The sequence below is a fragment of the Streptomyces sp. NPDC001220 genome (assembly GCF_053597895.1).
Genome location: NZ_JBSFJE010000007.1, coordinates 102,255 through 115,911, shown reverse-complemented (window position 1 = coordinate 115,911; position 13,657 = coordinate 102,255). Strand labels below are relative to the sequence as shown.

The following is a 13,657-nucleotide window of genomic DNA, read 5'->3' as shown; positions in this document are numbered from 1 at the left end:
GCCGCTCCCGGCCGCCGGGGATCCGACCCTTCGCCCACCGGGATCAGGACTCTTCGTCCACCCGTGACAGGAACTCCGACAGTGCCCGGTTGAAGTCCTCCGGCCGTTCCAGGTTCGGGAGGTGGGCCGCCGCGTCGATGATCCGGAGGGTGGCGTCGGGGAGGAGGGCGTGCATGGCCTCGGCGTCGGAGACGGGGGTGTACTCGTCGTCGGTGCCGACCACCACCAGCGCCGGGACGGTGACCTTCGCCAGCAGGGGTCGGTAGTCGGGGCGTTCGGCCCGGCCGCGCAGCGCCGCCGCCGCGCCCTCGGGGTCGGTGGTCGTCATCATGCGGTGGACGTGGGCCTTCACCTCCGGGCGGGCGTAGGGGGCGACCATCTTCTCCAGGACCTCGTCGGCGTAGCCCCGCATGCCTTCGCGCAGCAGCCGGTCGGCCATGGCGTTGCGGGCCCGCCTGCCCTCCGGTGTCTCCGGGGAGGGGGAGGTGTCCGCCAGGACCAGGCCCCGTACGCGCTCGGCGCCGAAGAGGTCGTAGCACTCCATCGCGATCTGGCCGCCCATCGACAGGCCCACGAGAACGCAGGTCTCCACCTCCAGCGCGTCGAGGAGTTCCGCCAGGTCCGCCGCGAAGCGGGAGAGCGGGGTGACGCCGGGGGTGACCGGGGAGGCGCCGTAGCCGCGCAGGTCGGGGGCGATGACCCGGCGGGAGGGGGCGAAGGCGGTGCGCTGGGGGTGCCACATCGTGCGGTCGAAGGGGTGCCCGTGGATCAGCAGCAAGGGGGTTCGCGAGGTTTGCGGGTCATTGTCGTCGTATGCGAGGAAGGGCGGCATGTGGACGACCCTAGGTGCGGCCAACTCCTCGGTGCAATAAGATCTTTGCGCTCGGTGCAATGCCGATGGGGGGATGGCCGTGAACGACTTTCGGGGGATCGCCGACCGGATCGCGCTGGACATCGCGCGGGGGCGGTTGCGGGCCGGGCAACGGCTGCCTCCACAGCGGGCGTTCGCACGACGGCACGGGGTCGCCCCCTCGACCGCCGGGCGGGTCTACGCCGAACTGGTGCGGCGCGGGCTGGTGGTGGGCGAGGTCGGGCGCGGCACCTTCGTCCGGGCGACCGAGGTCACCCCGCAGGGCCGGGCACTGGTCGAGGACGGCACCGCCCGCGTCAACCTGGAGCTCAACTACCCCTCCGTGCCCGGGCAGCCTGAACTGCTGGCCCCCGCGCTCGCTCCCCTGCTGCGCCCCGACGCGCTCGGCGACGCGCTGCGCACCGGCGCCGCCGACGGCACCCCGCGGGCCCGGGAGGCCGTCGCCGCGCTGCTCGCCACCGGCGACTGGCGGCCCGAACCGGGCCGTGTCCTCTTCACCGGCAACGCCCGCCAGGCCGTCGCCGCCACCCTGGCCTCGCTGGTCCGGCCGGGCGGCCGGGTCGGGGTCGAGCCGCTGACGTATCCGCTGGTCAAGGAGGTCGCGGCCCGGCTCTCCGTGACACTCGTGCCGGTGGAGACGGACGAGCTGGGGCCCGTCGTCGAGTCCGTGCGCGCCGCGCACCGGTCCGCCCCGCTCTCCGCCCTCTACCTCCAGCCGACCCTGCACAATCCGACCTCCCGGACCGTGCCGACCGAGCGGCGGCTCCAGCTCGGGCGCTGTGTGGACGACTTGGCGCTGCCGGTCGTGGAGGACCGGGTCTGGTCGTTCCTGCACACCGGCCCCGAGCCACCGCTCGCCGCGCTCGCGCCCGGCCTCGTCCATGTCGTCGACTCGCTCTCCAAGCGGGTCGCGCCCGGACTCACCGTCGGGTTCGTCGTCGTACCCGAGGACCGGGTGGACGCGGTGGCGGCGGCCGTGCGGTCCGGGGGGTGGGGGCCGGGGGCGTTCGCGCTGGAGGCGGCGGTGCGGTGGATCGGGGACGGGACCGTGGCCCGGCTCGTCGCGGCCAAGCGCGAGCAGGCCGGGCAGCGGCAGGGGCTCGTCCGCGAGCTGCTCGACGGGTACGCCGTAAGGGCCGACCCGTGCGGGTACTTCGCCTGGTGGGAACTGCCCGCACCCTGGCGGGCGGACGGCTTCACGGCGGCCGCGGCGGCGCACGGCATCGGGATCACGCCCGGCACCGCCTTCCGGGTCGACCCGAAGCGGACTCCGGACGCGGTACGGCTCGGGCTCGCGTCGGTGGCCGAGGCCGAGCTGGTGGGGGCGCTGCGCACGCTCGCGGAACTCGCGGCGCGCCGCCCCTGACGTCCGGGGGGCGCTGCGCACGCTCGCGGAGCTCGCGGCGCGCCGCCCCTGACGTCCGCCGCGGCGGCCGGTCACAGGATGGGCAGGTTCTCACCGGCAGGCTGTGAATCCGTCCTGAGGGAGGCGGAATCGGGCATGTCGGAGGACGGCTCCTGCTCCTCGCCCGGCCGCCGCCGGACACGTCCCCCGAGCCAGGCCAGCGCGGCCACCGCCAGACCCAGGCCCAGCAGCAGCCAGGAGACCGTGCGCAGGGTGGACGTCAGGGCGTCGTAGACGGCGGCCGCGGCCGGATGCGAGACGTCGGACGGCAGGCCGGACAGGGTGAGCGAGCGGCCGACGGTGAGGGCGATCCCCAGCAGGCCGCCGCCCAGCGCCGTACCGAGCGCGGTCGCGAGCACCGCACGGCGGCGGTGGACGGCGACGGCGATACCGCCGACCGCGAAGACGGCGGCCGACACGGGCAGCCAGAAGCCGGCGACTTCGAGCACGTGGAACCCCTTCCGGAGCCGGTCCAGTTCGGCCGCCGGAAGCACCGCGACGGCCGTGTGCTGGACCGGGATACGGGCCGCGAGCGGCACATGGTCCTGGGTGAGCTGGTCCTTGACCTGGGCGGTCACCGGCGCGAGGTCGACGGTCACGGCCTCCTCGCGCTCGTCCTGGAGCGCGCGCAGGATCGCGTCGTGGGTGGCCCGGTTGCCCGCGTCCCAGGCCAGCCGGAACGCCCGGGTCTGGGTGAACGAGCGGACCGCCTCACGCACGAAGGGCGCGACCGTGCCCTGCATCGGCCGGCCGACGTCCACCTCGCGCATGATGCCCTCGCCGACGGTGTCCGCCACCGCGTCCCGGACGTCCGGGTCGTCGGCCAGCGGCGCCATCGAGCTGACGTACTGTCCGGTGTCCGCCAGCCCGTACGCCGCCCAGGCCGCCAGCGCGCCGAACGGCAGCAGCAGACAGGACAGCGCGATCAGCAGGGCCGACAGGGCGTTGCGGTGACGTACGGCCCGGGTGCGCCGAACCGGCCGCGCGGGCCCTGTGGGCGCGGAGGGCACGGGGGGCACGCCTCCAGGCAAGCCCCTGAGGGCAGGTCGGGCGAGCGGTGTGACTGCATCCGGGGCACGGCGGGGCGTCAGGTCGAGCCGAATGGACGAAACGGCGGCCGCGGCCGGGCGGCCGGACGCCGGAAACCCTTGGGGCGCCGTGCTCCGGTGGAGGGTTGGCCCGAACGGGTGTTTCCTGGTCGTGCGGAGATCTGTTCCCCGGTGGAACGGTCGGAGCGGCTCCGCAGGGATGTCGCCGGGCGCCCTCGGGCGGCCCGGCGGCCGGTGAGGGGAAACTCCCGTGAGGGAAAAAGGGGAACGCGTGGGCCCCGGCCGGCACGGCCGGGGCCCACGCGTGGCCGGGAGCGGTCAACGGATGCGATGGCCGACCGCGTCCTCGTGCGTGTAGAACCGGTAGAACATCACGACGAACGTCACCGCCGCGATCGCCAGGGACATGCTGGTGGAGCGCAGGATCGACTCTCCGCTCTGGCTGTACAGGAAGCCGAAGGCGATCCCCATGAACGCCGTCCACATCAGCGCGTGCACCTCCCGCCGCAGCCGCGGGGCGATCGTCAGCACGCCGAACAGCACCACGGCGAAGACGATCGCCGTCACGAAGCCGAACAGCAGGTTCCAGCCGGTGATGGGCCCGCCGCTGCGCCGGTTCGCGGCCGCCCAGTAGCCGTAGATCAGCCCGGTCATGATCGGGAAGGCCAGTCTGGCCATGGCGTGGGCCTGCGGGCTGAAGATGTCGGGCGATGGGCCGCGCCGGGGCATGCCTCCGGACGTGGGTGCCGCTTGAGCCATGAGAGTGCTCCTCTCTCCTCGCCCCCAGCTTCCAGGGCACACCTGCGGGTACCCCCTGGCAAGTCGGCCGTCCGGGGTTTCTGCGGCGCCCACGACATGCGGTGGGGCCCGGCGCGTGATTCTCTGACTGTCGTGACCGACCACGCGGCCCCGCGGCGGTGGCAGGACCTGCTGCGCCGGCAGCCCCTGGAGTGGGCCCGGGGACGGAGTTTCTCCTGGGCGGCGCCGTTGCTGCTGCTGGCCGGGATCACGGCGGTCGACCTCAACACCACGGAACGGTTCCGGATCATCTCCTGGATCGTGCTGGTCCCCGGGATCGCGGCGGCGATCTGCGGGGTCTGGGCGACGGCCGTCTTCGCGGTGCTGGCGGTCCTCGACTACATCGCCGTGGACAGCGTCTGGCCGCACCAGTACCAGGCCGGGCTGCCCGACTTCATCCTGGTCGCCTTCGCCGGGGTGCTGGCCATACTCGCCTGCGTGGTCCGGGCCGGCAGCGAGCGGCGGCTGCTGCACATGCGGGACATCGCCGAGACGACCCGCCGGACCGTGCTGCGTCCGCTGCCGCCGGGGTGGGCGGGGCTGGACCACGCGGAGGTCTATCTCGCCGCCGACACGGTGGCCCGGGTCGGCGGCGACTTCTACGACATCCAGCCGGGCCCGCACGGCACCCGGGTGCTGGTCGGGGACGTGCAGGGCAAGGGGCTGGGCGCGGTGGAGACGGCGGCCGCGCTGCTGGGCACGTTCCGGGAGGCCGGGTACCACGAGAAGGACCTGGCGACGGTGGCCGGCCGGCTGGAGACCCGGATGCTCCGGCACCGGGGCCACACGGTCGCCCTGGGCCGCGACGACGGCGACCGCTTCGCCACGGCGGTGCTGCTGTCCTTCCCGCCGGGCGACCCGGACGCGGTGGAGCTGGTCAACTTCGGCCATGAGCCGCCGCTGGCGGTGCGCCCGACGGGGGTACGCGAGTTGCCGCAGGGCGACGGACTCCCGCTGGGCATGAGCGAGTTGGCGACGGGGGCCGGCCTCCCGCCGACCCTCACGGTCGCCCTCGCCGCCGACGAGACGCTTCTCGTCACCACGGACGGCGTCACCGAGGCGCGGAACGCGGACGGCGAGTTCTACGCGCTGCCCGAGGAGGCCGCCCGGGCCGCCACCTCCGACCCGGCCCGCCTGGTCGCCCACCTCCGCGACGGCGTCCTCCGGCACAGCCAAGGCCACCTCTCCGACGACACCACGATCTTCGCCATCCGGCGAACGCGTACACCGGAATAGGGGCCCGGGCAGCCGGGGCCGGTGTGTGAAAGACGGCGGGCGGAGTGTGGAAGACGGTGGGTGTCAACACGTCCGTGGGTACAGGTCACCGGTCGGTCGTGTTCTCTCGTATCTCGGAACACTCCCATCCCGCCCCAAACCGCTCCCGTACCCCCCGCTTTGCAGGCGCAGCGGTTACCGTGCTGACGTAAGTGGACCTGGGGAACAAAGGGGGAGGGCCGATGCCCGGAACCGTGCTGCTGCTCGCGGCCTCGCCGACGGGCAAGGGGTGCCTGGTGGACGCGGCCTCCGTGCTCCCCGTGCTCGCGGCCGTGCCCCCGGCGATACTCTCCGGCACCGACACCGCCAACGTGGTCGAACTCGCCGACCCTCTGGAGCCGCAGGCCGTCCTGACCCGGCTGCGGGCCGCCGCGGCCGCCCCCGGCCCGCTCACCGTGTTCGTCACGGGTCAGCTGCAGCTGGACCGCAAGCAGCGGCTGCCGCATCTCGCGCTGGCCCGGACCACGCCCGCCACCGTCCGCTACACCGGCCTGCCCTGGCACTGGATCCGCGAGGAGCTGCGGTTGCGGCCGGCCGGGGCGACCACGCTCGTCCTCGACCTGCACGCCGACCACGAGACGTGGGAGTGGCTGCGTACCGTGCCCCTGGACTCCGGGCGCAACAACGCCGTGTACGGGCGTGTCGCACCGCCGCCGGCCCGCCGGGAGGTCGCGTCGCCGTCGTACATGAAGGCCGTGGCGACCGTGCTGCGCAGCGGGCACCGGCCGTCGCTGGCGCACCTGCACCAGCAGGTGCTCGCCCGGCTCGGCGCCGAGGCCGCGAGCGGCATTCTGTTCAGCACCCACACCCCGGACAGCGGGGATCCGCACGACGCCATCAGCACGGCCGCGCGGGGCGGCCGGTACGCGGAGGCCGACGGGCTCGCCGCGCGCTGGGAGGAGGCCGCCGCGCGGGCGCACGGGCCGGCCTCCGAGGACGCCCTGCACTGGTCCGAGGTACGGGCCGACCTGGCGATGTTCGCCGGGGACGCGGCGCGCAGCTGCCGTACCTGGCTGACCGTCGCGCATGCCCGGCTGGCCGCCGGGCAGCCGGCCGACGCACCGGCCGTCGAGACGGCCGTGGACCGGGCCCACCACCAGTGGGGGGCCATCAAGGACGCGGCGCGGGCCCGTGAACTGGGGCCCGCGCTCGCGGAGTTGAGACTCAGGGTGCCGGGCCGCCGGGAGGGTGCCCTGGACCATGTCCAGCAGCACCTGCGGCAGCTTCAGACCAGCTGATGCACTAGTTCGTGAAGGTGAAGTACTTCCACGCGCCGTAGGTCGTGGAGTTGACGGTGTCGCCGGACGTGCCGTTGATGTAGTCGGAGCGGACCCGGAAGCGCCAGCCGACGTCCTGCTTGTGGTTGCCGGTGAACTCGACCTGGGAGATGCCGCTGCCGGAGAGCGCGAAGTACTTCGAGTCGTCGGAGTACCACCTGCCCTGGTAGTAGACCTGGAAGTCGAACCGCTGCGCACGGCCGGTGTAGTACGGCATCTTCGTCGTGAACAGCGGGTTCTTGGTCTTGTGGAAGAAGGCGTAGGTCTGGCCCCAGGTCTTCTTCGTCTTGTACTGGCGGCCGGCCGACATGGAGACGCTGACCTTCGCGCCCACCGAGCTGGACACCGACCGCGGCTGCCAGCGCGCGTCGCCCGTGAACTTCGCGGTGACCTTGGTGTCGCGCTTGAGGTCCAGGGTGACGGACAGGTTGCCGTGCGAGTCGACCTTGCCGGACCTGGCCAGCTTGTTGGGCTTGTCCGGGCCGAAGGGGTCGGCCCAGATCTCCACCGTGCGGTTCTTGTAGGTCGTACCGAGGTGGGCGGTGAACTTCACGTCCTGCCCGTACGCGTACACCTTGCCGTTGTTGTTCAGCGTCAGCGTCGGCTTGGCGCGGGAGACGTCCACGGTGTCCTTGGCGGAGGCGGCCGTGTGCTCGGCGTCGCCCGCGTAGGAGACCTGGTACGTCACCTTGCCGCCGGCCGGCGGGGTGTCGGTGAACGAGTAGGTGCCGTCGGCCTTGACGGTGACGGCGGGCAGTGCCTTGCCGTTCGGCGAGTCCAGGTCGGTGCGGGTGACCGCGAGCTGGGTGCCGGCGGGCAGCGGGGCCGTCGAGGAGACCGTGCCGGTGACGGTGAGCTGCTTGGCGCGGGTCGCCGTCGCCGGGGCGTTCACCGTGACGGTGGTGGCCGCCCGGCCCGGGGTGTCGTACTCGCGCAGGGAGTACACGTCCGCGTCGTTGTACGTCACCGCGAACAGCCGGGAGCCGTCCGGCGTCCAGGCCAGACCGCCGTCGGCGAGGGTGTCGGCGCCGCTGGACGTGCCGGTGTTGGGGAAGTCGTACGTGCGCACGGCCTCGCTGCTGCCCGGGTGGAAGATGTAGATGTCCGGGTCGTACCAGGCGAAGCTGCCGCCCGCGACCGTGCCGTCGGGCGCGATCGCGACCGCGTTCGGGTAGGCGGTGCTGGTGTACTTGCCGTCCTCGTTGAGGTCGGACGTCCTGTACACCTGGTGGTAGTACGGCGCCCCGCTGGCCACCACGACGTCCTTGCCGTCGGGGGTGACCTGGAGGTCGTTGAGGTTGCTGCCGTCGGTGCGGATGTGGGCCAGCTGGGTCGCGGTGCCCGACGAGACGTTGTACGAGGTCAGCGAGGCGGGGCTCAGGTCGCGGTCGCCGGCGACCAGGATGTCCGTGCCCGGTGCCGCGTCCAGGACGGGCGCCGAGTACCAGCTGTTGTCCTGGTTGAGGGTGACCGCGTGCTGGTCGTTCGTCAGGTCGACGGAGCCGATGTTGCCCTCGGCGGCGTCGCCGTAGCCGAACCACAGCTTGCCGTCCGCGAGGGCGACGCTGCGCGGCTTGTCGCCGACGGTGTAGCGGGTGGTCTCGGTGTCCGTCGCGGTGTCGATGACGGCGACGGCGTCCAGGTCCCGGACGGCCGCGTAGAGCGTGCCCGAGTCGGCCGACAGTTCGAGGCCGGTGACCCCGGACAGGTTGGTCGTCAGCTGCTTGAGCACATTGCCCGAGTAGTCGGTGACGACGATCTTGCCGTTGCTCGGGTCGCTGATGAAGACCTGCTGGTGGACGCCGTCGACGACGATGTCACCGGTCGACCTGATCGGCAGCAGGGCGCTGGTGTCGGCGAAGGCCGGCGTGGTGGCGGCCAGGGCCGCGGAGCTGAAGAGGACCGCCAGGGTGGTGGCGGCCGTGACGGTGCGGGTGCGCATACGCACGCTGATTCGAACCCCCCGGATCGAATGAAGTGGGGCGCCACGGGAAGTGGCCCACGGGTGCCTGCGGATGTGCGCGCGCTGTGGGCCGCGTGTGGCGGATGTGATGAAGACTAGGTCATGCCACTGACAATCAGCACCCGGGATTCCCCATCGGGAAGCGGTCGCCGACGGGGCGGGGAGGGGGCGTTCGGCCGCGGCCGGGTCAGGCGTATGCGCCGGAGGCGATGCCGGTCGGCTTCGCCTCGTCGAGGTGGCCGTCGAGGTGGCCGTCGAGGTGGCCGTCGCACCGGGAGTCCTGGAGCGGGAGGCCTGGAGCGGGAGGCCGGGGTCGCCGCACGGGGGCGAAGCCCTCCCGGCGGGGTCGGTGCGGTCCCGCCGGGGCCGGCGGGGCCGGCGGGGCAGGCGGGGCAGGCGGGGCGCGTCAGCGCGACGCGTGTTCGGCGGTGGCCGGCGCGGTGGAACGGGAGCCATTGTCCGTCGCTCTGGCAGGCCCCGCGTTGGCGGCCGTGATGAGCGCGGCCACGGCGATCACGGCGGCTGCCACACTACGGGCGGTGGCGGTTCCCCCGATCGAGCGGAGCCGGGAGTGGGGGAGTGCGGCAGGGCGTGCGGATGTGCGTCCGAGCACGGCGACCTCGCAACGACAGGGGCGGGTTAAGCGTGTTTAATTCGCCGTTTAACCTAGGGGCTGACAGAGCTCAACGGCAAGGGGCGCAGGGGGAGTTGGGGGGAGTGACAGAATGCAGGAACGGGACGATCCGGAGATCATCGGGCGACGGGTGCAGCAACTGCGCACCGAGCGGGGGCTGACCCAGCGGCAGTTGGCCGAACCGGCCTACACACCGGCCTATATCTCCACGCTGGAGGCGGGTCGGGTGCGGGCCTCCGACGAGGCGCTGCGGCACATCGCCGGGCGGCTCGGCGTCGGCTTCGAGGAACTGGCCAGCGGGCGCCCCGCCCACCTCGCCACCGACCTCAGGCTGCGGCTCACGGAGGCCCAGCGGACCCTGGCCACCGGCGCGGCCGAGGAGGCCGCCGCCCTGTACACCGCCCTCTTCGCGGAGGCGGAGGCGCTCGGGCTGGCGGTCGAGCAGGCCACCGCACTGCTCGGCCTGGGCGAGTGCGCCCTGGACACCGGTGAGCTGGGGCAGGCCAGGGAGTTCTTCGAGCGGGCCGAGGTGTGGACGGCCGACGAGCCGCTGCCCGTACGCGTCCCGGCGATCCGCGGCCGGGCCGTCAGCCACTACCTGGCCGGTGAACTCCGGTACGCCGTCTACCTCCTTGAGACCACGCTCGACGAGCTGAACCGCAGCGGCCTGCACGACCCCGACGCGCTGCTGCTCCTCTACGCCTCCGCCATCGGCCCGTACATGGACATGGGCGCCCACGCCCGCGCCGCCCAGGCCGCCGAACTCGCCCTCGCCCTCGCCCCGCAGGCCGGCGATCCCGCGCTGATCGCCCGGATGCACCGCTCCGTCGCCCGCACCCTGCTCGCCGAGGGCCGGGTCGCCGAGGCCGACGCCTCCCTGGCCAAGGCCGCCGAGCTGTACCGCCAGCTCCAGCTGCGCACCGAACTCGCCAACTGCCACTGGATGCGCGGTTACGTCTACGCCCAGAACGGCGAACTGGAGCGCGCCGAGGGCGAGTTGCGGGAAGCCCTGGCGATGCTGTCGGAGACCCGGGCGGCCCTGTACCGCAGCCAGGCGGCCGTCGAGCTGGCCGACGTACTGCACCGCCGGGACAAGTCCGAGGAGGCCGCCGCGCTGCTGCACGACGTGCTCGGCGACTTCTCCTCCGAGCGCGGCGCGGTGCACGCGGCCGCCGCGCACCGCCTGCTCGGCATCATCGCCGAGGACGCCCGGGAGACGGAGGCCGCGGAGGAGCACTACGTGCGCGCGCTGAGCCTGCTGGAGCGGGCGGGCGCGGCCGGCGACCTGGCGGACCTGTGCCGACTGCTGGGGGACCTGCTGCGCCGCACCGGCCGGGTGGAGGCGGCCCTGGACGCGTACCGCACCGGCCTCGGCCACCGAACGGCCCCGGGCACCACGACCCTGGGCCCGGCACCGGCGCAGCCGCCGCTGTAGGGGGTGCCGCTACCGCCCGGTGGTTGTCGCATGATCGGTATCGAGGGCGGCTCCACTGTCGTGTTTCCTGCGTGAACGGACTCGACATGGCGGACGATCGGCCAACGGCTTCTACAACAGTCTCGTCAGCGACACCTTCGAGACGACGGAGAAGACGATGACCGACCACGGAGCCGACCTCCTTGTCCGTGCCGGCGCGGTGCACACCCTGCTGCCCGGGCGGGCCCCGCAGCGGGCGCTCGCGGTGCGCGGCGACCGGATCGCCGCCGTGTCCGCCGACCCGGCCGGCCTCGACCACCTGGTGACCCCGGCGACCGAGGTCCACGACCTGCCCGGCGCCACCGTGCTGCCCGCCTTCGACGACACCCACACCCACCTCGTCCTCGCCGCGCACGGTGCCCACGACGTCCCCGTCCACCTGGCCCGCGACATCCCCGCGTTCCTGGAGCTGATCCGGCAGCGGGCCGCGGTCACACCCGAGGGCGAGTGGATCCGCACTACCACCAACTGGCAGGAGCTCAACCTGGCCGAGCGCCGCATGCCCACCGCGGCCGAACTCGACCGGGCCACCGACCGGCATCCCGTCCTGGTCAAGCGCGGCGGCCACAACGACGTCGTCAACTCCTTCGCGCTGCGCCTGGCGGGCATCACCGAGGACACCCCCGCACCGGCCGGCGGCACCATCGGCCGCGACGCCGACGGCAGGCTCGACGGCCGGCTGACCGACAACGCCATGGGCCTGGTGGAGCGCCTGATCCCGGCCCAGGACCGGCGGCAGCGCATCGACGGACTGCGCCTGGCCGGCGGCCAGTACGCGGCCACCGGAATCGGGACCGTACGCGACTGCATGGTCTCCCCCGCCGACTACGAACTCCTGCGCGCCGCCCGTGCGGACGGCGTGCCCGGAGTCCGGGTGCGGGCCCTGGTCTCCGCGCTCGGCATGACCGGCGCCGCCCAGGTCGAGGACCTCCTCGACACCATGGAGGAGTGGCGCTACGACGCCGACCCGTGGCTGTCGGTGTGGGGCGTCAAGTTCGGCCTCGACGGCGGTCTGGAGGCCGGCGCCACCGAGGAACCGTACGCCTGCGACCACTCCTTCTCCGGAACGCTGATCTGGGACCCCGACGCGCTGGTCGAGGCGGTCGAGGCAGTGGTCCGGCGCGGCTGGCGGGTCGGCACGCACGCCTACGGCGACCGCGCGGTGCGCACCCTCCTGGACGTCTACGAACGCGTCCTCGGCAACGTCCCCGGGCTGCCCGCCGGCTCCCTGGTGATGGAGCACGGCGGCCTCGCCGGCCCCGAGCAGCGCGCCCGTGCGGTCGCCCTCGGCATCCCCGTCACCATCCAGCAGCCCCTGCTGCACGACACCGCCGAGGTGGAGGAGGGCTTCTGGGGCCCGGAGCGGGTCGCCCGCCTCTTCCCGGCCCGCGGCTGGGTCGACCTGGGCGCCCAGGTCAGCGCGGGCTCCGATTTCCCGGTCGGCCGGTTCGGCGCGATGCGCTCGGTGTGGGGCATGACGACACGGCAGACGGTCATCGGCGTGAAGGGCCCCGAGCACGCGATCTCGTACGAGGAGGCGCTGATCCTGCACACGGTCCAGGCGGCCCGTCTGACGGGCGAGTCCCACCTGCGCGGCACACTGACCCCGGGCCGCTGGGCGGACCTCACGGTGTGGGACCGGGACCCGGCGACCGCCTCCGGCGAGGACCTGCGTGACCTGAATCCGACGCACACGATCATCGGCGGTACTCAGGTGACGCCGTGAGCGGCTCCACCCGTTAAGGGGCGCGGAGCTGCATCGATGTGCGGCTCCGCAGCGTGGACGCGACGCCGCCCGCGCTCGGTTCGTACAGCGCTGAGCGCGAGGCGGCGCAGCGGGTCGGGGCCTTCCCGGCGCTGCGGGCCGGGAACCCGGTGGCGCTGACGCGCGCCGAGTTCGGCTCGCGGGCGATCCACGACAGCGGGCGCTCGCTGACCGGCGGGGTCGGCGAAGGCGGTGCGGCAGCCGTCGGACCCCTACGAGAAGCCGTAGCCCGTTCGGCCCAGGTGACCGGGTCGTGCCGCCCCGCATGACGGACGGTGGCATCCGTAGGCACCGGCACACGAACCCTGGCATTCGCAGGTGGACGAAGGGAACCCTCCCGCCCATGCATATCGATCTGACAGGACGCACCGCACTGGTCACCGGCTCCACCCAGGGGATCGGTGCGGCCATCGCCGTGGGGCTCGCCCGGGCCGGCGCCCGCGTGGGTGTCAACGGCCGTGACGAACGCCGGGTGGCCGACAGCGTGCGGGCGCTGGCCGAGCAGGCCCCCGGAGCCGACCTGGTGGCCGTGGCCGCCGACGTCTCCACCGACGAGGGCGCGGCCCGGGCGACGGAGCTGCTGCCCCAGGTGGACATCCTCGTCAACAACCTGGGTGTCTTCGGGGCCGCCGACCCGCTGGAGCTCAGCGACGACGAATGGCGGCGCTACTTCGAGGTCAACGTGCTCGCCGCGGTACGCCTGACACGGTTGTACCTGCCGGGTATGACCGAACGCGGCTGGGGGCGCGTGCAGTACATCGCCAGCGACTCGGCGGTGGTCATCCCGGCCGAGATGATCCATTACGGGATGTCGAAGACCGCGCTGCTGGCGGTGAGCCGCGGGTTCGCCAAGAAGGCGGCCGGCACGGGCGTGACGGTGAACTCGGTGGTCGCGGGCCCCACCCACACCGGCGGTGTCGAGGACTTCGTGTACGGACTCGTGGACCGGGATCTGCCGTGGGAGGAGGCGCAGCGGACGTTCATGCGCGAGTACCGGCCGCAGTCCCTGCTGCAACGGCTGATCGAGCCGGAGGAGATCGCCCACATGGTCGTCTACCTCAGCTCCGAGCAGGCATCGGCCACGACCGGGGGCGCCCTGCGGGTGGACGGCGGTTACGTCGACTCGATCCTCCCCTGACGGCGGGG

12 protein-coding genes are annotated in these 13,657 nt (G+C 73.3%); 7 read left to right on the top strand and 5 right to left on the bottom strand.

Going from position 1 to position 13,657, the window contains the following annotated elements; translation table 11 throughout:
* Nucleotides 1–43: 43 nt before the first annotated feature.
* A complete protein-coding gene (locus ACWDGI_RS18495) occupies nt 44–832 on the bottom strand; it encodes an alpha/beta fold hydrolase (protein ID WP_450760246.1) in 789 nt (262 codons plus the stop codon).
* Between the two features lie 79 nt (nt 833–911).
* On the opposite strand from ACWDGI_RS18495, the gene ACWDGI_RS18490 reads away from it, so the two are divergent.
* Nucleotides 912–2,237: an aminotransferase-like domain-containing protein gene (locus tag ACWDGI_RS18490; protein ID WP_450760244.1), complete on the top strand. Its 1,326-nt coding sequence runs from the start codon at nt 912–914 to the stop codon at nt 2,235–2,237.
* Between the two features lie 71 nt (nt 2,238–2,308).
* Here the strand turns inward: ACWDGI_RS18490 and ACWDGI_RS18485 are convergent, their stop codons facing one another.
* Nucleotides 2,309–3,286 (bottom strand): hypothetical protein, encoded by a 978-nt coding sequence (locus ACWDGI_RS18485; protein WP_450760720.1) that lies wholly within the window; start codon nt 3,284–3,286, stop codon nt 2,309–2,311.
* A 357-nt stretch (nt 3,287–3,643) separates the two neighbouring features.
* Nucleotides 3,644–4,084, bottom strand: a complete 441-nt coding sequence (locus ACWDGI_RS18480; protein ID WP_450760242.1) for a hypothetical protein — start codon at nt 4,082–4,084, stop codon at nt 3,644–3,646.
* 132 nt (nt 4,085–4,216) lie between these two features.
* Between ACWDGI_RS18480 and ACWDGI_RS18475 the strand changes: the two genes are divergently transcribed.
* Together ACWDGI_RS18475 and ACWDGI_RS18470 are read left to right on the top strand one after the other, a co-directional pair.
* Nucleotides 4,217–5,359 (top strand): PP2C family protein-serine/threonine phosphatase, encoded by a 1,143-nt coding sequence (locus ACWDGI_RS18475; RefSeq protein ID WP_450760240.1) that lies wholly within the window; start codon nt 4,217–4,219, stop codon nt 5,357–5,359.
* A gap of 221 nt (nt 5,360–5,580) precedes the next feature.
* Nucleotides 5,581–6,636, top strand: coding sequence for a hypothetical protein (locus tag ACWDGI_RS18470; protein WP_450760238.1), 1,056 nt, complete (start codon nt 5,581–5,583; stop codon nt 6,634–6,636).
* Between the two features lie 4 nt (nt 6,637–6,640).
* Here the strand turns inward: ACWDGI_RS18470 and ACWDGI_RS18465 are convergent, their stop codons facing one another.
* Nucleotides 6,641–8,617, bottom strand: coding sequence for an Ig-like domain repeat protein (locus ACWDGI_RS18465; RefSeq protein WP_450760236.1), 1,977 nt, complete (start codon nt 8,615–8,617; stop codon nt 6,641–6,643).
* A 208-nt stretch (nt 8,618–8,825) separates the two neighbouring features.
* Nucleotides 8,826–8,960 (bottom strand): hypothetical protein, encoded by a 135-nt coding sequence (locus ACWDGI_RS18460; RefSeq protein WP_450760235.1) that lies wholly within the window; start codon nt 8,958–8,960, stop codon nt 8,826–8,828.
* Between the two features lie 403 nt (nt 8,961–9,363).
* Here ACWDGI_RS18460 and ACWDGI_RS18455 point away from each other — a divergent pair, with 403 nt between their 5' ends.
* The 4 genes from ACWDGI_RS18455 to ACWDGI_RS18440 all read left to right on the top strand — a co-directional run bounded on the left by ACWDGI_RS18455 (nt 9,364) and on the right by ACWDGI_RS18440 (nt 13,649).
* On the top strand, nt 9,364–10,707 hold the full coding sequence (locus ACWDGI_RS18455) for a tetratricopeptide repeat protein (protein ID WP_450760233.1): 1,344 nt from the start codon (nt 9,364–9,366) through the stop codon (nt 10,705–10,707).
* Nucleotides 10,708–10,864: 157 nt separating this feature from the next.
* The gene (locus tag ACWDGI_RS18450) at nt 10,865–12,472 is read left to right on the top strand and encodes an amidohydrolase (RefSeq protein WP_450760231.1); all 1,608 of its coding nucleotides are present in this window, start codon (nt 10,865–10,867) and stop codon (nt 12,470–12,472) included.
* A gap of 38 nt (nt 12,473–12,510) precedes the next feature.
* Nucleotides 12,511–12,780, top strand: coding sequence for a hypothetical protein (locus ACWDGI_RS18445; protein WP_450760229.1), 270 nt, complete (start codon nt 12,511–12,513; stop codon nt 12,778–12,780).
* A 74-nt stretch (nt 12,781–12,854) separates the two neighbouring features.
* A complete protein-coding gene (locus ACWDGI_RS18440; RefSeq protein WP_450760227.1) occupies nt 12,855–13,649 on the top strand; it encodes an SDR family NAD(P)-dependent oxidoreductase in 795 nt (264 codons plus the stop codon).
* The last annotated feature ends 8 nt before the right edge of the window (nt 13,650–13,657 follow it).